This window comes from Rhodococcus sp. RCBS9 (assembly GCF_029457415.1).
Classification (GTDB): Bacteria; Actinomycetota; Actinomycetes; order Mycobacteriales; family Mycobacteriaceae; genus Rhodococcus_F; species Rhodococcus_F qingshengii.
This window is the reverse complement of the sequence record NZ_CP120422.1, coordinates 2,752,831-2,774,363: the sequence shown is the minus strand read 5'-3', so window position 1 is coordinate 2,774,363 and position 21,533 is coordinate 2,752,831. Positions and strand designations below refer to the sequence as shown.

Annotated in this window: 18 protein-coding genes; 11 read left to right on the top strand and 7 right to left on the bottom strand. The window is 63.3% G+C overall.

Annotated features, from left to right (window positions below; translation table 11 throughout):
* Positions 1 to 3: 3 nt before the first annotated feature.
* The 4 genes from P0M12_RS13130 to P0M12_RS13115 form a co-directional block, all read right to left on the bottom strand.
* Entirely contained in the window at positions 4 to 3,480 is a 3,477-nt protein-coding gene (locus P0M12_RS13130) for an Ig-like domain-containing protein (protein WP_277377839.1), read from the bottom strand.
* 249 nt (positions 3,481 to 3,729) lie between these two features.
* On the bottom strand, positions 3,730 to 6,654 hold the full coding sequence (locus P0M12_RS13125) for an Ig-like domain-containing protein (protein WP_277377838.1): 2,925 nt from the start codon (positions 6,652 to 6,654) through the stop codon (positions 3,730 to 3,732).
* Positions 6,655 to 7,017: 363 nt separating this feature from the next.
* Positions 7,018 to 8,271 (bottom strand): serine--tRNA ligase, encoded by a 1,254-nt coding sequence (gene serS / locus P0M12_RS13120; protein ID WP_007736032.1) that lies wholly within the window; start codon positions 8,269 to 8,271, stop codon positions 7,018 to 7,020.
* Between the two features lie 65 nt (positions 8,272 to 8,336).
* On the bottom strand, positions 8,337 to 8,732 hold the full coding sequence (locus tag P0M12_RS13115; RefSeq protein WP_003945404.1) for an ankyrin repeat domain-containing protein: 396 nt from the start codon (positions 8,730 to 8,732) through the stop codon (positions 8,337 to 8,339).
* 82 nt (positions 8,733 to 8,814) lie between these two features.
* On the opposite strand from P0M12_RS13115, the gene P0M12_RS13110 reads away from it, so the two are divergent.
* The 6 genes from P0M12_RS13110 to P0M12_RS13085 all read left to right on the top strand — a co-directional run bounded on the left by P0M12_RS13110 (position 8,815) and on the right by P0M12_RS13085 (position 14,972).
* Positions 8,815 to 9,909, top strand: a complete 1,095-nt coding sequence (locus P0M12_RS13110; RefSeq protein WP_030535830.1) for a septum formation family protein — start codon at positions 8,815 to 8,817, stop codon at positions 9,907 to 9,909.
* Between the two features lie 3 nt (positions 9,910 to 9,912).
* The gene (locus P0M12_RS13105) at positions 9,913 to 10,263 is read left to right on the top strand and encodes a metallopeptidase family protein (protein ID WP_007736028.1); all 351 of its coding nucleotides are present in this window, start codon (positions 9,913 to 9,915) and stop codon (positions 10,261 to 10,263) included.
* 134 nt (positions 10,264 to 10,397) lie between these two features.
* On the top strand, positions 10,398 to 10,697 hold the full coding sequence (locus P0M12_RS13100; protein ID WP_003945399.1) for a PE family protein: 300 nt from the start codon (positions 10,398 to 10,400) through the stop codon (positions 10,695 to 10,697).
* Positions 10,698 to 10,757: 60 nt separating this feature from the next.
* Positions 10,758 to 12,011, top strand: coding sequence for a PPE domain-containing protein (locus P0M12_RS13095; protein ID WP_277377837.1), 1,254 nt, complete (start codon positions 10,758 to 10,760; stop codon positions 12,009 to 12,011).
* Positions 12,011 to 12,829 (top strand): ESX secretion-associated protein EspG, encoded by an 819-nt coding sequence (locus tag P0M12_RS13090; RefSeq protein ID WP_277377836.1) that lies wholly within the window; start codon positions 12,011 to 12,013, stop codon positions 12,827 to 12,829. Before P0M12_RS13095 ends, P0M12_RS13090 begins: the two co-directional genes overlap by 1 nt.
* A 40-nt stretch (positions 12,830 to 12,869) precedes the next feature.
* Positions 12,870 to 14,972 (top strand): acyltransferase family protein, encoded by a 2,103-nt coding sequence (locus P0M12_RS13085; protein ID WP_277377835.1) that lies wholly within the window; start codon positions 12,870 to 12,872, stop codon positions 14,970 to 14,972.
* Positions 14,973 to 14,981: 9 nt separating this feature from the next.
* On the opposite strand, the gene P0M12_RS13080 is transcribed toward P0M12_RS13085, so the two are convergent.
* The 3 genes from P0M12_RS13080 to P0M12_RS13070 are packed head-to-tail and all read right to left on the bottom strand — an operon-like array spanning position 14,982 to position 17,231.
* Positions 14,982 to 15,650: a histidine phosphatase family protein gene (locus P0M12_RS13080; protein WP_058038060.1), complete on the bottom strand. Its 669-nt coding sequence runs from the start codon at positions 15,648 to 15,650 to the stop codon at positions 14,982 to 14,984.
* Entirely contained in the window at positions 15,647 to 16,561 is a 915-nt protein-coding gene (gene pheA / locus P0M12_RS13075; protein ID WP_003945402.1) for a prephenate dehydratase, read from the bottom strand. Before pheA ends, P0M12_RS13080 begins: the two co-directional genes overlap by 4 nt.
* A 31-nt stretch (positions 16,562 to 16,592) precedes the next feature.
* Positions 16,593 to 17,231, bottom strand: coding sequence for a hypothetical protein (locus P0M12_RS13070; RefSeq protein ID WP_277377834.1), 639 nt, complete (start codon positions 17,229 to 17,231; stop codon positions 16,593 to 16,595).
* 139 nt (positions 17,232 to 17,370) lie between these two features.
* Between P0M12_RS13070 and P0M12_RS13065 the strand changes: the two genes are divergently transcribed.
* The 5 genes from P0M12_RS13065 to P0M12_RS13045 all read left to right on the top strand — a co-directional run bounded on the left by P0M12_RS13065 (position 17,371) and on the right by P0M12_RS13045 (position 21,531).
* On the top strand, positions 17,371 to 18,150 hold the full coding sequence (locus tag P0M12_RS13065) for a DUF2470 domain-containing protein (protein WP_058227345.1): 780 nt from the start codon (positions 17,371 to 17,373) through the stop codon (positions 18,148 to 18,150).
* 10 nt (positions 18,151 to 18,160) lie between these two features.
* Positions 18,161 to 18,982, top strand: coding sequence for a type II CAAX endopeptidase family protein (locus P0M12_RS13060; RefSeq protein WP_003945405.1), 822 nt, complete (start codon positions 18,161 to 18,163; stop codon positions 18,980 to 18,982).
* Positions 18,983 to 19,142: 160 nt separating this feature from the next.
* The gene (locus P0M12_RS13055) at positions 19,143 to 20,378 is read left to right on the top strand and encodes an LCP family protein (RefSeq protein ID WP_007736010.1); all 1,236 of its coding nucleotides are present in this window, start codon (positions 19,143 to 19,145) and stop codon (positions 20,376 to 20,378) included.
* Positions 20,379 to 20,477: 99 nt separating this feature from the next.
* The gene (locus P0M12_RS13050) at positions 20,478 to 20,948 is read left to right on the top strand and encodes a hypothetical protein (protein ID WP_042453189.1); all 471 of its coding nucleotides are present in this window, start codon (positions 20,478 to 20,480) and stop codon (positions 20,946 to 20,948) included.
* Between the two features lie 37 nt (positions 20,949 to 20,985).
* Positions 20,986 to 21,531: a ferritin gene (locus tag P0M12_RS13045; RefSeq protein ID WP_003944176.1), complete on the top strand. Its 546-nt coding sequence runs from the start codon at positions 20,986 to 20,988 to the stop codon at positions 21,529 to 21,531.
* Positions 21,532 to 21,533: the final 2 nt, after the last annotated feature.

Genomic DNA, 21,533 nt, shown 5'->3' with positions numbered 1-21,533 from the left:
CGGTCAGGAACCGAACGGAAGGAAATCGCTCGAGCCAGCGCTTCCTGAACCGAGGCTGCCCGTGCCACCGCCGGTTGCAGCCTTGATCTGAATTGCGTGGGCCGTCGAGGTGGATCCTGTGAATCCGGTTGCCCCGCTGTAGATTGCCGAAATCGAATGCGTGCCGGTTGTGGTGAAGGTGTGGTTCAGCGCCGCGATCCCGCTGACCACCGCAACAGCGTCACCGATCGGAGTATCCCCATCCATGAACTGCACCGTTCCACCGTTCTGCACCGAACTGACAGTCGCCGACAGGGTCACCGACTTGTTCACCACGGCATCACCAGGCACCGTCACCACAGTCTCCGTGGTGACATCCGAAGGCGCAGGGTCCGTTACATTCACCGTCCGCGCCTGGGCCGAGGATCCGACTACACCGGCTCCTCCCGAATAGACCGCAGTGATGCTGTGCGCACCCGCAGAGGTAAACGAATGCGTCAGGCCGGCAGCGCCGGCCGTAACCGCTTCAGGACCGCCGATCGCGACGCCACCGTCGTAGAACTGCACGGTTCCGACGCCGACAGCATCATCCGACGACGTTCGGACGGTTGCCCACAAGTCGGTCGCCACACCAGTTTTGGCGTCGGTCGGGATATTCAGTTCGACGACGGATTCCTGGTCGGCAACACTGACCTGAACTGACTTCGCACTCGCAACCGAGTTCTTGAATCCGGAACCAGCGGTGAAATCCGCGGTAATGCTCTGCGCGCCAGCGGCATCGAAGGAATGTGAGAGGGTCGCGGTACCACCGGACACTGTGACCGGGGAACCGATCGCAGTGCCATTTGACTTGAACTGCACCGAACCCACAGCATTGTTCGGAGCAACCGTCGCCGTCAGATCAACAGCCGTACCCGTAACCGCCGTAGCCGGAACCGACAGCGACGTCGTCGTCACCACATCCACCGGAGCCGGATCAGAAACGGTCACCGTCTGAGCCGACGCCGACGAACTCACAAAGCCAGCACCGGCGGTGAAATCGGCCGTAACACTTTGTGCACCAGCAGCATCGAACGCATGCGACAGCGTCGCAACACCCGACGTGACTGCCACCGGAGTGCCGATCGCCGTGCCGTTCGACTTGAACTGCACCGAACCGACAGCGTTGCTCGGAGCAACCGTCGCCGTCAGATCAACCGCCGTACCCGTAACCGCCGTCGCGGGAACCGAGAGCGACGTCGTCGTCACCACATCCACCGGAGCCGGATCAGAGACCGTCACCGCCTGAGCCGACGCCGACGAGCTGACAAACCCTGCACCGCCGGTGAAGTCAGCCGTAACACTCTGAGCACCAGCAGTATCGAATGCATGCGACAGCGTCGCGACACCTGACGCAACTGCAACCGGTGAACCGATCGCAGTGCCGTTCGACTTGAACTGCACCGTGCCGACAGCGTTGTTCGGAGCCACGGTAGCGGTCAGATCAACCGCCGTACCCGTGACGGCAGTCGCCGGAATCGACAGCGACGTCGTCGTCACCACATCCACCGGAGCCGGATCAGAGACCGTCACCGTCTGAGCCGACGCCGACGAACTCACGAACCCTGCACCGGCAGTGAAGTCAGCCGTAACACTTTGTGCACCAGCAGCATCGAACGAATGGCTCAGTGTCGCAACACCCGCGGAGACTGTCACCGGCGAGCCGATCGCCGCACCGTTCGACTTGAACTGCACCGAACCCACAGCATTGTTCGGAGCAACAGTCGCGGTCAGATCAACAGCCGTACCCGTGACGGCCGTCGCCGGAACCGAGAGCGACGTCGTCGTCTCCACATCCACCGGAGCCGGATCAGACACCGTCACCGTCTGAGTAGGCGCCGACGAACTCACAAACCCTGCACCAGCAGTGAAGTCAGCCGTAACACTTTGTGCACCAGCAGTATCGAATGCATGCGACAGCGTCGCGACACCTGACGCAACTGCAACCGGTGAACCGATCGCAGTGCCGTTCGACTTGAACTGCACCGTACCGACAGCATTGTTCGGAGCAACCGTCGCCGTCAGATCAACAGCAGTACCCGTAACCGCCGTAGCCGGAACTTGAAGCGTTGTAGTCGTACTCAGCGCTGAGCTCGAGATCTCGATGGTCTGAGCTTGCGCGGTCGAACCACCAAAACCTGCAGTACCTGAGTAGACCGCAGTGATCGAGTGCGATCCCGTCGTGGTGAACGTGTGATCCAGGGTCGCCGCTCCGCCAGTCACCGCGATGGGTCCGCCGATGTCGATGCCACCGTCCTTGAACTGGACCGTTCCGCCGTTAGCTGCCGGTGAGATGTTTGCGGTCAGCGCGACCGAGGTCTGCTCGACGGCACTACTCGGGACTGTCAACGACGCAGTCGTCTGTACAACGGCAGCGGCCACGCTCACTGTGCGTGCCGGTGACGTGGATGTCAGAAACTCGAGAACACCGTCGTATACAGCGGTGATGGAGTGATCTCCCGTTGCGATGAATGTATGTGGCAGTGTGGCAACGCCATTGACGACGGCCACCGGGGCGCCGATGTCAGTTCCGCCATCCTTGAACTGAACGGTGCCGCCTGTCGGTGCCGGGGAGACCTGCGCAACCAAATCGGTCGACTGACCGACCGTTGCAGCCGCGCCGGATGTCACTGCAGTCGCGGTCCCCGCCTGCGAGACGACGTTGACGGTGGCCAATGCCTGACCACCCGCATTCAACCCACCACCACTCGAATCGCGCGGAGAGCAGTTGTAGCGCTCCCAGTACCCCGGCCAAAGGGTCTCGTACTGCAAGAACGTGAACGCATTCTTCGGCGAATTGAACGCACCCGAATCACCGTCTGTGGCACGCAACTTCGGCTGCACCGTACTACCCGCGGCACCGGCAACCACCGTCACGTCGATCGCGGGCAACCGGAAGGTCTTCCCTGCCCCTACCTCGATTCCACCGTCACTGTTCTTGCTCGTGCTCGGGCCGTTACCGCCCTTGTTGTTCGAGTCAGCAGTCTGATTGTTCCCCGAAATACGCAGATGCGTACCCGCGCCATCCGGCGAACCGCCGTCGTTGATCCGAATCACCGACGGAGTCACACCGGACAAATTCGACGAAGTACCTGCCACGACCTGAGCATCCACCAACGACACCCCTGCAGGTATATCGAAGTCGTACTTGAGCCGCGTCCACTTACCGACACTGCGGCCTGCATGCCCACCCGTCGGCACCGACATCACGTTCGGCTGAACCCGATAGGTGAACGTCGACCCCGCCACCACCTTCTCCGGCGCAGACACCGTCACACCCGTCGAATGAAACACATCCGCGATATCAACAGCCAGATGTTCATAACCATCGCAACCCAGCTTGAACCCGATCGAGTTCTCCACCGCGGGAGATGACGTCGGAGCTGCCGAAGCAACGCCACCTGCCACCAGCACGCCACCGACCAACGCCGCCACCACAACCGCGGAACTTCTTCTCACCATCACGAACTCTCCTCAGCTAGCAACAGACGTGGATCGGGAACCGCACGGAAGGAGGTCACTCGAACAGAGCGGAAATCGGAATGGAGCTGGACGCTCGTACAGTACCCGTCAAAAGTAGTACTTGTATCAGTTATTTCAGACAAACAATCACGAATTGCCAATAGTTCAGCTAACGACCAGTCCGCGATTCCCGAAGAGCAATACCCCCTTGCACCTATGGGCGCAAGGGGGCATCACATCATCGGAGAATCATGAACCGAACGGCAGCGACAGCGAACCGAGCGAACCGGAGCCACCACCCCCGTTACCGACGTTCACAACCGATGCAGTCGACGTGGAACCCGTGACGCCCTGGGCTCCGCTGTAGACCGCGGTGATCGAATGGTTGCCGGTCGTGGTGAAGGTGTGGCTCAACACAGCCTGCCCACCGACAACATCGACGGCCGTTCCGATCGGAGTCGTTCCATCGAAGAACTGGACGGTTCCCGACGTCGCGCCGGAAGAACTGACCACAGCCTTCAGCTGCACCGAAGTGCCGACCTTTGCCGAAGACGGAGCCGTCAACGACGTAGAGCTTTCGACATCCGACGGGGTCGGAACCGTGACATTGACGTCGACAGACTCCGCAGCGGACGACGTGAACACACCGGATCCACTGAATGCAGCCGAGACTGCAAAGGTGCCTTCTGCTCCGAACACGTGCGGCAGCTTGGCAACTCCGTCAACAACCGCGACCGGGGCGCCCAGATCGACTCCACCGATCTTGAACTGGACCGTTCCGCCGGACGGCACCAGGGCGTCCGAGGGATCTTCGGACACTGTCGCGAAGAGATCAACAGGCAGTCCGACCTTGGCTTCACCCTGAACACTCAGCACCGTTTTTGTCGCCTTGTCGACCGGAGCCGGATCCGACACCGTCACCGTCTGAGCAGGCGCCGACGAACTCACGAAGCCAGCACCGGCGGTGAAGTCAGCCGTAACGCTTTGAGCGCCAGCAGCATCGAACGCGTGCGACAGAGTCGCAACACCGCCACTCACCGTGACCGGGGAACCGATTGCAGTGCCGTTCGACTTGAACTGCACCGTACCCACAGCATTCGAGGGAGCCACGGTAGCGGTCAGATCAACCGCAGTACCCGTGATCGCCGTCGCCGGAACCGAGAGCGACGTCGTGGTCTCCACATCCACCGGAGCCGGATCGGAGACCGTCACCGTCTGAGCCGACGCCGAGGAGCTGACAAAGCCAGCACCGGCGGTGAAGTCAGCCGTAACACTCTGCGCACCAGCAACATCGAACGAATGCGACAGAGTCGCAACACCGCCAGTCACCGTGACCGGGGAACCGATTGCAGTGCCGTTCGACTTGAACTGCACCGTACCCACAGCATTCGAGGGAGCCACGGTAGCGGTCAGATCAACCGCAGTACCCGTGATCGCCGTCGCCGGAACCGAGAGCGACGTCGTGGTCTCCACATCCACCGGAGCCGGATCGGAGACCGTCACCGTCTGAGCCGACGCCGAGGAGCTGACAAAGCCAGCACCGGCGGTGAAGTCAGCCGTAACACTCTGCGCACCAGCAACATCGAACGAATGCGACAGAGTCGCAACACCGCCAGTCACCGTGACCGGGGAACCGATTGCAGTGCCGTTCGACTTGAACTGCACCGTACCGACAGCAGTATTCGGAGCCACGGTCGCGGTCAGATCAACCGCAGTACCCGTGATCGCCGTCGCCGGAACCGACAACGACGTCGTCGTCTCCACATCCACCGGAGCCGGATCGGAGACCGTCACCGTCTGAGCCGACGCCGAGGAGCTGACAAAGCCAGCACCGGCGGTGAAGTCAGCCGTAACACTCTGCGCACCAGCAACATCGAACGAATGCGACAGAGTCGCAACACCGCCAGTCACCGTGACCGGGGAACCGATTGCAGTGCCGTTCGACTTGAACTGCACCGTACCGACAGCAGTATTCGGAGCCACGGTCGCGGTCAGATCAACCGCAGTACCCGTGACGGCAGCCGCCGGAACCGACAACGACGTCGTCGTCTCCACATCCACCGGAGCCGGATCAGAAACGGTCACCGTCTGAGCAGGCGCCGACGAACTCACAAACCCTGCACCAGCAGTGAAATCAGCCGTAACACTCTGCGCACCAGCAGCATCGAACGCGTGCGACAGAGTCGCAACACCGCCAGTCACCGTGACCGGGGAACCGATTGCAGTGCCGTTCGACTTGAACTGCACCGTACCGACAGCATTGTTCGGAGCAACTGTCGCCGTCAGATCAACCGCCGTACCTGTGATGGCAGTCGCCGGAACCGAGAGTGACGTCGTGGTCTCGACATCCACCGGAGCCGAAGCAATGCTGATCGTCGCGAGTGGACCTGCACCAGCGTTGAGAGGCGTGGTGTCCTTGTTCTCGCGAGGCGAGCACCGGGTCGGAGCCCACTGTGTACCAAGGAAACTCGCCTTTGCGAGCTGAGTGCTGAAGTTTTCGCTGGCACCGAGGTTGCCGGCCGCACCCGCGGTCCTCACCTTCGGCTGGATCACTCCCGTCGCACCAGCGACCATTGTTACGTCGACTGCGGGAAGTCGGAACCACGTGTCTCCGTTGCCGTTTGTCGAGCCATCGAGGTTCTTCTTGGACTTCGGTACTCGAATTCCACCCTCCGAGTTCGTGCTCGTCGTCGGACTGTTGCCGATCACCTGGTTGTTTCCTGACAACCGCAGGATCCCGCCGCTGCCGTCGACATTGCCAGAATCGTTGACTCTGAGAACATTCGGTGCGACATTGTCGAGTCCGATGGAGGTACCTGCGACGACGGTAGCGGAAACGTACGTCGCATTGCTCGGGATGGCATAGTCGATTTTCAGACGTGACAAGTTCGTAGTAGTCGCTCCGGAGTCCTTGTCCGGATATGACGTTCCGCTCGGCTGAATTCGGTAGGTGAAAGTCTCGCCGGGCTGGACAGAAGCCGGGGCGTCGACCGTGATGAGGTTGTCGGTGACCTTGTGGACGTCTCCGATAATCGATCCGGCAACGCACGCTGTTTTGAAACCGGTGGTCGAGATAGCAGCTGACGCGGGCGTGCCGACCAGCAGCATTCCGGCGACCATGGCGGTTCCGGTTATGGGCACGGCGAATCGCCGCAACTGAGAGATTTGGGGCATGGGCACTTCCTTCGGAAGGGCAAACATGAGCAGTGGATTCGGACAAAACGTGTGCGCGCCGTCACAACATAACGAAAAAACTAGTACGTGTACTACTTTTGGCAAGACACTTGTCCAATTCACCCCGGACTCACCCTCGTATCACCAGACGCGGGATGGAAAAGCAGGGTATGGAAACTCGATTGAACGCAAAACTATCGCCAAAGCGGCCCATCGACAACGCTTTTGGTGGTCACCGCGCCAATCGGCGGGAAAAAGTTGATATTTCGTCAGTTCAGAAAAAGTTCCAAACCTACCAGTACGAAAGTACGAAAAGGGCCGCGACGGAGTCCGTCGCGGCCCTGATTGTGTTGGTTCAGCGTGTCAGCGAAGCACATCCGTGCCGACAAACGGCACCAATGCCTCGGGCACTCGCACCGAGCCGTCGGCCTGCTGATGGTTCTCGAGAATCGACACGATCCAGCGCGTCGTAGCCAAGGTGCCGTTGAGAGTGGCGGCCGTCTGCGGCTTGCCGTTCTCGTCGCGGTACCGAACTCCGAGGCGGCGGGCCTGGAACGTCGTGCAGTTGGACGTCGATGTCAGCTCGCGGTAAGTGCCCTGCGTCGGGACCCATGCCTCGCAGTCGAACTTACGCGCAGCCGAAGAACCGAGGTCTCCGCCGGCGACGTCGATCACGCGGTACGGAACGTCGATGGCCGCCAACATGTCTCGCTCCCACCCTAGGAGACGCTGGTGTTCGGCGTCGGCGTCCTCGGGACGGCAGTACGTGAACATCTCGACCTTGTCGAACTGATGGACACGGATGATGCCGCGGGTGTCCTTGCCGTAGCTTCCGGCCTCGCGGCGGAAGCACGAGGACCAACCGGCGTAGCGCTTCGGGCCTTCGTTCAGTTCGAGGATCTCGCCCGAGTGGTAGCCGGCCATGGGTACCTCGGAAGTTCCGACGAGGTACAGGTCGTCATCCTGCAAGTGGTAGATCTCGTCCGAGTGAGCACCGAGGAAGCCGGTACCCGCCATGATTTCCGGACGTACGAGCACCGGCGGAATCATCATCGTGAATCCGTTGGCGATCGCCTTCTGCGCAGCCAACTGCAGCAGTCCGAGCTGGAGCATGGCCCCGTAGCCGGTCATGAAGTAGAAGCGCGAACCCGAAACCTTGGCGCCGCGTTCCATGTCGATCAGGCCGAGCGACTCGCCCAGCTCGAGGTGATCCTTCGGCTCGAAGTCGAACTTCGGAATCTCACCGACGTGTTCGAGAACGATGTAGTCGTCCTCGCCGCCCGCCGGCGCACCTTCTTGTACGACGTTGGAAATCGCGCGGTGTGCGGCGTCGAGCGCGGCCTGCGCCTCGTGCTGCGCGGCCTCGGCTTCCTTGACCTTTGCCGCCAGTTCCTTGGAACCTTCGAGCAGTGCGGGACGCTCCTCCGGAGATGCCTGTCCGACCTTCTTGCCGAAGGCCTTCTGCTCTGCACGGAGGTTGTCTCCGGTCAGAACGGCAGCGCGTCGGGACGCGTCGGCTTCGAGCAGAGCGTCGACCAGTCCTGGATCTTCTCCACGGGTGCGCTGCGACTCGCGGACGATTTCGGGGTTCTCACGGAGAAACTTGAGGTCAATCACGACTTCGAACTTTACCCACTCACTGCAGCTCTCCGACGGTCACGTCCACGTCGGAGAGGGAGAGATCACGATTCGAGCAGACTCAGGTAGTCCTCGCGTCCGAACATCCGAGCCGCGTCGACCGCCGTCGGGTGTCCACCTTTCGGGTCGGCTCCCCCGCTCACCAGCGCTTTCACCACCGCATCCTCGCCCTTGAAGACCGCCCCGGCAAGGGGCGTCTGGTTCTTGTCGTTGGGTCGGTTGACGTCGGCACCGCGCTCGATCAGGGCAACGACGGCGTCAGCGTGACCGTGGTACGCCGCCAACATGACGAGCGTGTCGCCACTCTCGTTGGTCAGATTGACGGGAACTCCGGCATCGACGTACGACGCCAGCCCGGCTGCGTCACCGGTTCGTGCCATGTCGAAGAGCCGGCCCGCCAGCTCGACAGCCTCGGGATCGAGTGGGGTGTTTTCGCTCATGACTACAAAATACTCACAGACGCGATTGTGAGTTTTGTAGTGAAGGTTCGATATCGCCACGGCAACAGGCATGATGGAATCGATGTCCGAAGACAAGATCGAGAAGTCGCCAGATCCGGCAGATCCCCAGGGGACGCCGGCGAAGAAAACTGTCTCCGCGAGTCGCACCCGTCGGGTCCTGGCTGCCGTGGCGGTAGGTGCGGTGGTCGCCGCGATCGCAACGATCGCGATTTCCGGTGGATTGAACAAGGACGACTCGTCCTCGGTCAGTGTCAGTGGTGGCGGTCCCGCAGCGACGGGATCTACTCGTGACGACGCCTTCACCGCGGCTGCGGCCGGCGACTGCCTCAACTGGACGCCTGCGACCGAGTCGGGCGGGGACCGCACGGACATGTCAAAGGTTCAGTGCGGAACTGAACACCGCTTCGAGGTTGCCGGACCACTCGACCTCTCGGTGTTCCCCGGCGCCGAGTTCGGCCCCGGTTCCCGGTACCCGGGCGCCCTTCGGTTCGCCGAACTACGCGACGAGCACTGCACACCCATCGTCATGTCCTACCTCGATTCGAAGTTCGATCCCAAGGGCAAGTTCAGCGTCGGCCTGATGTTCCCGAGCGAATCGGGTTGGGCTTCGGGTGAGCGCGCACTGCGTTGCGGCTTGCAGTTCTCGACCACGACCGGCGAACTACAACCGTTCGTGGGCCGCGTGGCGGACCAGGACCAGTCGAACGTGTGGGACGTCGGCACGTGCATCGGCATCAACCAGAACCTCCCGACCGATCCGGTCGATTGCGCGAAACCGCATGCATACGAGGTTATTTCGGTGATAGACCTCGGCACTCAATTCCCGGGCGCAATGCCGTCGGTCGAAGATCAGGACCGCTACCTCGAGGGCGTCTGCACTCAGGCGTCCAACGAGTATCTTGGTTCCGCAGACGCGCTTCGCGACAAGACGCTGACACTGTTCTGGGACAACATTTCACTGGAAAGCTGGTTGGCCGGCAGCCGCCGAGTCAATTGTTCGATCGGCAAAGAGGTCGAAACCGGCGGGTTTGCCGCGATCACCGGAAGCGCCAAGGGCGACATCCTGATCAACGGCGCCGCTCCGGTCCCGCCACCCGCTGCACCGGAAGGTCGGTCGTTGCCGACGCCGTTGCCCGGCGCAGCTCCGCCGTCGTAAGCCATGACGGTAACTATGACGCCCGACCGGTTCGAGGAACTGGTCGGCGAGGCGCTCGATCTGATTCCGCCCGAACTTGCCAAGGCAATCGACAATGTCGTGGTGCTTGTCGAAGCACGTGACGAAGAAGAACCGGGGCTGCTCGGTTTGTATCAGGGCGTCGCTCTGACCGAGCGGGATTCTCATTACGGTGGGTACCTGCCGGACACGGTCACTATTTTCCGCGATTCGATACTCGACATCTGCGCATCCGAGGACGAGGTTGTTCACGAGGTTGCCGTGACCGTCATCCACGAGATCGCGCACTACTTCGGCATCGAAGAAGACAGATTGCACGAACTCGGCTGGGGCTGAGGGCAAAGTCGTCCGATTTCGGGGGGAACCAAAAGCGGGCGGTATGCATCAAAGTATGTGCGGGGGGATATCGACGGCTGTGCGCACGGCCTCCCGACCACTTATCCGCCCTGGTCAGGAAGGAGTTCGGCACTATGCACGTCGACCCTCAAGCCCTAGTTGCCGCCGCAATGGAACTCGAGTCCGCGGCGACGCGATTGCGCGGAATCGTCTCTACTGCGCAGCCGACGCTACGCGTTCTCCCAGCGGGATCCGAAGAAGTGTCCGGTAGCGCGGCAAATTACTTCAACACCATCTCGGGCAGCCTTGCCTCGTCCACCGATCGGGCAATCGAGGAGCTCACCGCGGCTGCGGCAGCTCTGCGCAAGAATGCAGCTGCCTACGAGCTCGAAGACCAGCTCACCAAGTCCAGCCTGGCAGCCGCACCGATCTGATCGACAGAAATCGAGCTCGGTAACTCGGCAACACAGTCACACTTCCTGGGGGGAAGAACAATGGTCGGCATCACCGGCGTCATCTGGTATCCACGGGGCGCAGCACCCAACTCCGCAGCACTGGTCGCCGGAGCCGGGCCGGTCCCTCTCGGCGTGGCGGCCGGAGCCTGGTCCACCGTGTCGTCCGGACTGACCGACACCGCTGCATCAATCTCTCGCGTGATGGCGGACCTTCGCACCGGGTGGTCCGGAGAAGCAGCGGATGCCGCATTGAGCAAGTTCGCGCCGTTTCAGGAATGGGCTGCTGCTGCCGCGTTGCTCGCGGGAGAAACTGCAGGTAAAGCCCAAGTACAGTCCGGTTCATACACGGTTGCCACCCTCGCCATGCCGTCCCTGGCCGAGATTGCAGCAGTTCAAGCGGCCAAGGTCGCCGCGTATTCCATCGGCGGGGCGCTGGTAGGCGGAGCCGCTGCAGCCGAGGCTGCCGAAGAAGCTCTCAAAATTCGAGCGGCGGTGACAATGGAAACGTACGACGCCGCAACGGCCCATCTGGCCGTGCAGCAGAACTTCGACTCACCACCGTCCATCGCGGAACCCACAGCTGGGGCATCCGCTTCGGCCGAAAGCCCAGGCAGCGCCGCACGACAGTCCGTCGTGCAAGCGGCATCCACGCTCGCTGACGCAATCGCGGATCCCGTGCGCGCCGCCACCGCTGCTGTCGCATCCGTAGTTTCCAACCCGGTATTTGCCGCCGCTGCCTCACAAGCCGGTGCCATCTCCGGTGGAGTTGCCACCGCAGCCAGCGCCACCACCACCGCAGTCACAGGCGCCACCACTGCCGCATCAGCTCTCGCGACGGCAGGAGCAGGACTCACCGGACTGGGCGGCGCGGGACTCGGCGGCGCAAGACTCGGCACTTCCACACCATCACTGTTCGGCACCCCGTGGGCAAGCCGGGCACCGGCACAGGTCAGCGCAGCTTCCGCGACCACCGGAGCCGGAGCATTCGCGGGCTCGTCGTCGAGCAGCAGCACCGGCCGGCACGCTCTTCCGGATCCCTCCACCGGCCAGAGCGCCGCGCGCCAGAACCCCGTGACCTCGCCGGTTCAGGGCACCACAGATACCGTCAGAGTGGATCCGGCCCGAACCGCAGGCGGATCTGCGCCGATCGCCGGCGGCCGTCATGCGGCCCAATCTGAAGACGAGACCGAGCACGACACACCCGATTACCTGAAGCACTTCGAGCACTTCGCCGACGGCCGAACAGTCATCCCGTCCGTGATCGGTGGCGCACTCGAAACTGCAGAGCATTGATGGTGGACCTCGGCACCTCACCTGAGGGGTGGAATTTACCTGTCGTCGCCCTGTCACAGGACGAAATCGACTATGTACGTGAGCGACTCGGACTCGATGGGCTTCCCGTGGTTCTCGGTGGCGCGACGGTTCACGGCAGTGCGAGCGCTCACCGTACGGCGATGCAGTCCGCGGCAGATTCACTCTCCGAGCGCGATCTCCTCCCCGGTGGGGAGATCCATCACGACCTCAGTGCCCGCCTGCGCGTCCTGACCCACCCCAAGTGGGAGTTGGCGCTGCGTCGGCATGTCGGTGGAGGGATTTCACGCCTCTGCGTCGCGCAGGGCGAGTTCCTTTGTGTCGAAGCAACTTCAACCGGTTCTTCGTTCGCATTGCGCAGCGTCACCGCCGAACCGACTGCACCCGTTGTCACCGCGCTCGGCAGCGCCGAAGCAATGCCGATTGCCGTGATCAACGCACCGACCGAGATGCTCAGCCTGGCATTCGGCGCCGGCCCGGATGCAGGCAGCGTAACCTCGGCCTTGATCAACGCCGGGATACCCGAAGACGACGCGCGCCAACTGGGTAGCGCAATCGTCACATGCACCGCCTTCGCCGAATTGGTCGGAATACCACACAGTTTGGGAGCGACGACGCTCATGACCGGCGCAGTGACTGTGTACGACACCTTGTCGGGTCGGCTGGTCGGTTCGACCACTCGGGCCGCCGACGGCACCGAATGGACGTCCATCAGTTCCGGAACATCCCATCGCCTCCGACAAGCCGTGAACGCTCTTTTAACGGAACTCGAGGAATCGGCGCCGGAGACTTCCGGGTAACCTCGGGGCGTCCCTTCAACGCCCGGAGCCTTACTTCAGCATGCAGTTCTCGCGTCAACCGTCGTCACCGGGCGAACAAGGCTCGGTCGCCACGATCGACCGGCCGCACGAAGAACGGGCAACAACACCGCACCGACAAGACCTGAACGGACTGCGTGGCCTCGCCATCGGTTTGGTGGTCGTGTTCCACGTGTGGTTCGGACGGGTATCGGGCGGGGTGGACGTCTTCCTGGTTCTGTCCGGATACTTCTTCGTCGGCTCACTGGTTCGACGCGCCGAAGCCGGGGGTTCACTCAACCCGGTCCCGGCACTGCGGCGGGTGTTTCTGCGGCTGTTCCCCCTGATCGCGGTGGTCAGCATTTTGACCGCACTGGGGACCGCGTTGCTGCTGCCACGCACACGCTGGGCCGATCTGGGCGATCAACTGATCGCGGTGCTCGGGTTCTTCCAGAACTGGCAGCTCGCCAGCACCGCAAGCGACTACCTGGCCGCCGACGGCTCGGTCACTCCCCTGCAGCACCTGTGGTCGATGGCCGTACAAGGTCAGTTCTATCTCCTGGCCATCGCACTGGTCTCCGTGATCGCTTATGTCGCTTCACGCGTGAATCCCAACTATTTCCGCCCGTCACTCGCGGTCACCCTTCTGGTTCTGACCGCAGGATCTTTTCTCTACGCACTCGCCAAATCTTCGCGTCACCAAGCCTGGGCGTACTACGACTCCGGCGCCAGGTTGTGGGAATTGGCCCTCGGTGGTCTGCTGGCCGTTCTGATGACCAGCACACGCAGTCGGCAGATCGCATCCCTGCCGTTCTCGGTCAGAGCAACGATCGGCTGGGCGGGGCTTTCGTCGATCCTGTTGTGCGGCATAGTGCTCGACGGCGCCCAGCAGTTCCCCGGCCCGTGGGCGCTGGTGCCGGTGCTGGCCACTCTTGCGCTGATCCTGTCCGGAGTCGGCGACGACACGCCTTGGACGTCGAAGACTCTTGCCCATCCGGCACTGACGTGGCTCGGCTCGTTCGCATTCGCGCTGTATCTGATTCACTGGCCGATTCTGGTGTTTGCACTCGTCATCACCGGACGCCCCGAAGCCGGCCTGCTCGGCGGGGCACTGATCATCGCCCTCTCCGTCGCGGGGGCGCTTGCACTCCGGCGCCTGATCGAGGTTCCGGTGGAACGTGGAGGCCGCTCGCGCCGGTACACCGTCCTGGTATGCGTCGTCACCGCTGCCGTGGTCCTCGCCGCTTCGGTCGCCTGGCAGTCGTACGCGAGCAGCCAGACGACGGGCCAGCGGGCGGTCGACACCCTCGACCTCCCGACCCATCCCGGCGCACTCGCGCTCACCGACGGTGCCGAAGTACCTAAGGCGTCGATGGTTCCCTCGATCTTCGATGCGCCACTGGACCTTCCGGCCAGTACGCTCGACGGCTGTATCGCCGATTTTCTCGAGCGGGACGTCGTCCACTGCACCTACGGCGACGCCGATGCAGACAGAACCATCGCGCTCGCGGGTGGTTCGCACTCCGAGCACTGGCTCACTGCGCTCGACGAACTCGGCAAGAGTCACGGGTTCCGCGTCGACACGTATCTGAAGATGGGCTGCCCGCTCACCATCGACTCCATGCAGACGTTGTCGGACAACGACTATCCGGATTGCGTCGACTGGTCGCGTGGAGTACTGACCGAGTTGGCCGACGCCTCACCCGATTTCGTGTTCACGACGGCAACCAGGCCGAGTTCCGACGGCCCTGGCGACGTGACGCCCGAGTCTTACGTACACGTGTGGGAGGAACTGGAGCGCGACGGTATCGACGTACTCGCCATCCGCGATACCCCCTGGCTGCACCACGACGGCGTCGCCTACCGCGCGATCGACTGTCTGGCGACAACCACGTCACCCGATCACTGCGCGATGCCACGGTCCGAAATGCTCAGCGACGTCAATCCGGCGCCGTCGGCGATCGGCGATCTGACCAACGTCCGTCTACTCGACCTCAGCGACGGCGTCTGCGGACCGGAGTTGTGCCGCGTCGTGGAGGGAAATGTGTTGGTGTATCACGATTCCCACCACCTGACAGCCAGCTACGTGAGCACGCTGTCCGCTGAACTCGGGCGCCAACTGAGCGTCCAGACCGGTTGGTGGTGAAGCCGGCCGTCAGCCCATCACGTCGTCGGCACCGGGGATGAGTCGGTGCTCGAACGGCGGGTTGACGGTTCCCCAGCGCAGGCACTCCCAACCGCCGTCGACCGAAGGCAACAGTTCGACGGTCTCGGTGTTGGCCAAGTGGTTGTTGGCTGCGAACAGACCGGGGACACCGGCAAGCTGGGCTGCGACAAGACGGATCGCCGCACCATGACTGACCACGACGATGTCGCCGCCGTCTCGTGAGCCTTCGAGAAATTCTTCGCGCAACGAATTGACGACGGGGACGTACCGCTCCAGGACGTCGTATCCCGTTTCACCACCGGGGATGCGAGCGCCGAGGTTGCCGGTGTGCCAGTGATGGAACGTCTCCATGAACAGTCGGTGCGCGGCCTCGTCGGTACGATCTTCGAGGTCACCGGCCTGCACCTCGTGCAATCCGTCCCGCACATCCAGAGTGACACCGGCGGCCTGCTCCACGAAACCTGCGGTCTGCCGGGCACGCAAAGCCAACGACGATACGAGTGCCAGCGGAGGCGCCGAAGCCAGGCCGATGCCCAACGTCTCGGCCTGCGCCAACCCTTCCGGCGTGAGCTTTGCTCCGGGTAGTGCGGTGTCGAGACGTTTGGCGACATTCGCCTCCGTCTGACCGTGCCGAACGAGGATGAGCCTTCCGGTCATCGTTCTCCCCCTCCATGCTTGAGTTCGTCGATCCACCGAATCGCTTCTTCGTCCGAAGGAGGTTGTGGCCCGGTCGAATTCGCTGTCGCCCACGACCCCAGGAAGCGGACTCCGGATTTACGATGCAGCGCACGCATCGCCTCGGCCACCAGCGAGTCCTCGACGTGTCCGACGCAGTCCACGAAGAACCGGTACGTGCCCAATTCCGTTCGCATCGGCCGTGATTCGATCCGAGTCAGATCGATACCGCGAGCGGCGAATTCGGAGAGTGCGCGCACCAGGGAGCCGGGAGCGTTGTCAAGATGAAGCACCAGCGCGGTGCGATCGGCACCGGTCCGCGCCGGAACCGGGGCCGGCTTGGTGACCAACACGAAACGTGTGCGGGCGCCGCCTACATCGGCGACGTTGTCCGCCAGGCTGTCGAGTCCGAGCATCTGACCTGCCAAAGCCGTGGACACACCGGCGTCGACGGTTCCGGCCTGCACATCCAGGGCCGCACCGGCGTTGGACGACGCCAGCACCACCTCGGCCTGGGGCAGGTTCTCGGCGATCCATCCGCGGACCTGCGCGCCCGCATGCGGGTACGCGCCGATCGTGCGGACCTGATCGGCGGTGGTCCCGGCCCGAACCAGGATGGAGAAACTCACGTCCAGATCGGTTTCGGCGACGATCTGCAGCGGCGAACCGAGAGCGAGTGAATCGAGCGTCGGAGCTACGCCGCCTTCCACCGAGTTCTCGAAGGGAACCACGGCTCCGTCCACGGAACCGTCGCGAACCATGTCGAGAGTCGCCGGCGGACTGCCGGCCGGTACTCGCTCGACGGTTTCGCCGAACGCGCCCTCAGCCTCCAACTGGGCGAGAGCTATCTCCGTGAAGGTTCCCGACGGACCGAAATACGCGATTCTTGGCACGCCTAAAAGATTACGCACCGACCCACGCCGGTCACTGCAAACCCGCGGCACGCAAAGCCGTTTCCACTGCAGGCAGATCCGCGACCTCGATCGTGAGCAGCACCTCACGCATGGCCGACGCGGCTTCGGGGATCAGCGCGGCAAGTTTTTCCGGCTTCGGATCGACCATCGCGGCGCGCACGTCGTCGCCGCGCAGTGCAGCGACGGTGCCACACAGCAGGGAGATCACCTCGTCGCCGTCGGCCGCGCGGGCTACGAAACCGACGGACTCGTGCGCGAGTACCGCCAGGAAATCAGCCACTTCGGTGGGCGTAAGACCGGCGGCGAGTCCGGGGATCCGGCCACCTTCGCACAGACGCAGCGCCGCTTCAGCGGGTGTCAGATCCTCTTCGCCGCCGTCGACATACACAGCGAGCGGAGCGGGCAGGCGCAGCGCGATCGCGTCGTCGATCTGGTCGGTGGTGACGTCGACGTCGAATCGGACGGCCTCGTACGACGCTTCCGTGTCCGCACGCAGTTCTTCCGGATCGATATCGAGGCGGACGACAACCCGGCCTGCTGCTTCGCCGCCGATCAGAGCCGACGCCGGAACAACCGGGAGAAAGAGTGCTTCGAGGAGTCCGCGCGAGTTTCTCGGGGCGGGCAGCCCGAGTGAGAGAGGAATGGCCACAGACAAACCGTAACCCCGGCGCAGGCGGCGGATTCCACGCGAGTTGCGCAAAAGTCTTGCGATTCACACCGAAGCGCCTTAGGTTAGGGTTACCTCATCATCCGATGGAGTTCGAGAGAACACCCGCCAAGGGGGCAGCATGGCAACGAAGACCAGCACCGGCCCGTCCACCGCCGAACGCGTCCGCAGCGCCTGTGTGCGCGCACAAGACGCAGTTCTCGCCATCGAAGGCAGCGATCCCACCGTCACGTCGGTGCATCACCTGCGTTCGAACGGTGACGTCGTCGTTGCAGTCCCACATGCCTCCGCAGCTGCGGCCCTGGCCTGGAACTCCGGCGGCGGCGGCCTGCCTGCCGTCCTCGAGATCACCGATCACGCACCACTGCGTCTGCGTGAGCCCGTGCGCTCCCTCGTGTGGCTTCGCGGCTCGTTACACGCCGTGCCCGACTACGAGGCACGCGTTCTCGCCGACGACGTCGCATCCGAACATCCCCACCCGGGGCTCCTCGACATCGGCCACACCTCGGTCCTCCTTCGCTTGAGCCTGGCCTCGGCTGTAGTCGCTGATGCAACGGGGGCAGAACCCGTCGCCGTGGACGAACTGCTGAACGCCAGCCCCGATCCCTTCTGGGAAATGGAGACCGCATGGCTGCAGCATCTCGACGAAGACCACCGCGACCTCGTGGACCTGCTCGTGCGCAAGCTTCCCCCGTACATGCGCACCGGACGCGTTCGCCCACTCGGCATCGACCGCTACGGACTTCGCCTGCGGGTCGAGGATCACACCGGTGACCGCGACGTGTGGATGCCGTTCGCCAACCCCGTCGACGACGCTCCCGCGCTGAGCCGCGCCATCCGCATGCTGGTCGGGTGCCCTTTCCTCAACGGCCTCCGATCGGGCGGCGCATCAAACGGCTAGCGTTGCGCGGGTGAATGCCCGCGAAACCGTCCGCACCTGGTTACGGCCGCCGACTCCCGTCCCGGCCGGCCCGGCCCTCGATCCGGCCGCCAGACGCGGAGTCTGGATCGAGATCACGATCGTCCTGCTGGTCACCTTCGGACTCAGCGGATTGTCCGGGATCCTCTCGCTCGCCGAATCCTTGGCGACGCCGGTTGCGCTCTCGGATCAGACGGTTGCACTCAACCCGTCGCGGGCCGCCATCGACTGGATCGACCTGGCGCGCCAATTGCTGGGCGTCGCAAAGCTTCTCGCGTGGGCAGCGCTGGGACTCTATCTACTGTGGCGTTCGGGGATCGGTCCACGTGCTGCGGGACTGACCCCCAAGCCTCGATTCGGGCGCGACATAGCACCGGGATTCGGCCTCGCCGCTGTGATCGGTCTCCCCGGTCTGCTGTTCTATCTCGTGGCTCAGGCACTGAGCATCAACCTCACCGTCCAGGCCAGTGCGCTCGACGATCACTGGTGGCGGGTGCCGATCCTCGTACTGTCCGCGATCGCGAACTCCGGTGCCGAAGAGGTGCTGGTCGTCGCCTACCTGATCACTCGCCTCCGAACGCTGGGTTGGAGCGAGAACAAATCACTGCTCGCGTCGTCACTCCTGCGCGGCAGTTACCACCTCTATCAGGGGTTCGGTGGCGGCGTCGGAAACGTGATCATGGGGCTCGTGTTCGGCCGGTACTGGCAGCGCACCGGGAAACTCTGGCCGCTGGTCATCGCCCACGCTCTCATCGACATGGTGGCGTTCATCGGTTACGCCCTCCTGCGCGATCACGTCTCCTGGCTGCCGTGACCGGTACCGTGAACTGGTGACCGGCGACTCCGAATATCCTCAGCGCCCTCCGCGGCGCCAGCCGCCAGGGCCACCTCCGCGTGGACCGATGCCTCCGAGGCAGAACCCTCCACGCCAGAATCCACCCCGTCAGGGCCCACCCCCGCAGCGGCGTCCACCGATGCCGCCGGAAGGGCCGACGGTCATTCGCCGCGACGGACGCCCGCAGCAGCAGAATCCGGCCAATCAGGCCTGGTCACAGGTCCCACCACAAGCGCCGCAGCAGCCCAGGCGTGAGGACTGGGCGCCGACCCAGCGCCCGCAACCGTTTCAGGACGACCCGCGCAGGCAGGGGCCGCCGCGTCAGGATCCGCAGCGCCAGGCGAAGTACGCGCCCGCACCGCCGCGCCGTACCCCGCCGAACGCCCCGCCGCGCCCTCCAGAACCTCCGAAGCAGCGACGCCCCCGCAAGCGTCGTAGCTGGGGTAAACGTATCGGCATCACGTTGTTGGTCTTGCTGCTCGCGCTGGCCGGCGCGATCTACTACGTCGACAGTTCCCTCAATCGAATCGACGCGCTGCCCGACTACGCGGGACGCGTCGCCGATACTCCGGGCACGAACTGGCTGATCGTCGGCTCCGACAGTCGTGAGGGGCTCACCCCCGAGCAGGAGCAAGCCCTTGCGACGGGCGGTGACACCGGCCCCAAGCGCACTGACACGGTCATCTTGGTCCACGTCCCCAAAAGTGGGAAGACGACCATGGTCAGCATCCCTCGCGATTCGTACGTTCCGATTCCCGGCTACGGGTCGGACAAGATCAACGCCGCCTTCGCCTTCGGTGGCGCTCCATTGCTGGTGCAGACCGTCGAAGAGGCAACGGGGCTTCGCATCGACCACTACGCCGAGATCGGATTCAGCGGGTTCGCCGGCATCGTCGACGCCGTCGGTGGCGTCAACGTGTGCCTGGCACAGCCGATCGACGATCCGCTGGCCGGGATCAACCTCCCCGCCGGATGCCAGGACTTGAAGGGTTCGGACGCACTCGGGTTCGTGCGAACTCGCGCGACGGCGCTCGCCGACCTCGACCGCATGAACAACCAGCGCCAGTTCATGTCGGCGTTGCTGTCGAAGGCGACGAGTCCGACCACGTTCCTCAATCCGTTCCGGTTGTGGCCACTCGTCTCCGATACCGCCAAATCTCTACAGGTCGACGAAGGCGATCACATCTGGAATCTGGCCTCACTCGCCTGGGCGCTTCGCGGCGGGATGACCACCACGACGGTTCCGGTCGCCGGTTTCGAGGACGTGGACGGTTCGGGCAACGTGTTGTTGTGGGACAAGGCGCGCGCTTCGCAGTTCTTCGACGCCCTGGCCAACGATCAGCAGATTCCACAGGATCTGATCACCACGGGGTAATCGCCCTGAGTTCCGGTAGTACCGCGGGAGGACAAGCCCGGCGAACAAATCGCTTTCCGGCAGGACGCGGAATCGGCGGCCGAAAAATACCGTGAAGGTATGAACACAACACACCGCCGATTCCGCACTCTCGCCGTCGTTGCCGCCGCCGTCGGAGCTGCTGCACTCGTGACGTCCTGCTCCGGAACCTTCGAGAAGTTCGACGACTCCAAGGCGTACAAGAAAACCGAAACCTTCTCTTTTGCACAAGCATCCAACGGAATCGACACACTGCCGAGTTGGGTTCCCGCCGGCGCAACGGGTATCGACGAGGTCATCCGCACCACCGGCAACGAACGCATCCTGCGAATGACTGCGAACATCGCGGAGATAGATCACAACAGCTGCATCGCACGACCCACCGTCGAAACTCGTCCCGCATCGTTGTCCGCACAGTGGTGGCCGACGGGGGTCGAGAAGGGCAGTTCTTTTCAGTGCGGCGATTGGTACGTCGGCGAAAAGGACTCGTTCGTCTACGGGTACCGACCGGAAACTGTGGGCTTCGTCATCGATCAGCTCGACAAGAAGTAGCTCCCTCTCAGCGGCGACGACCCAGTAACCTGTTGGGATGACACAGGCGAAGAACTCGAGCGAATTCACCACTCTGCTGCGTCAGCAGATCCGTAACGAGTTCACTGCATCGCAGCAGTACATCGCGGTAGCGGTGTACTTCGATGCACACGATCTTCCGCAGATGGCCGCGCGCTTCTACAGCCAGGCCACCGAGGAGCGCGGTCACGCGATGATGATGATCCAGTACCTGCTCGACAACGACCTCGACGTGGACGTTCCGGGCATCGACGACGTCGTGACGAAGTTCGACAGTGTCCGGGCTCCGGTCGAGTTGGCACTCGAGCAGGAGAAGACGGTCACGGAGCAGATCACGCAGCTGGCACGCACCGCGCGCGATACCGGCGACTACCTGGGCGAGCAGTTCATGCAGTGGTTCCTCAAGGAACAGGTCGAGGAAGTGGCAAGCATGACAACACTTCTCACCATCGTCGACCGCGCCGGCGACAACCTGTTCCACCTCGAAACGTTTGTCGCACGCGAGATGAACACCCCGGCCGCTGCCGATGCAATGGCGCCGACGCCCGCCGGCGGCGGCGTCTGAGG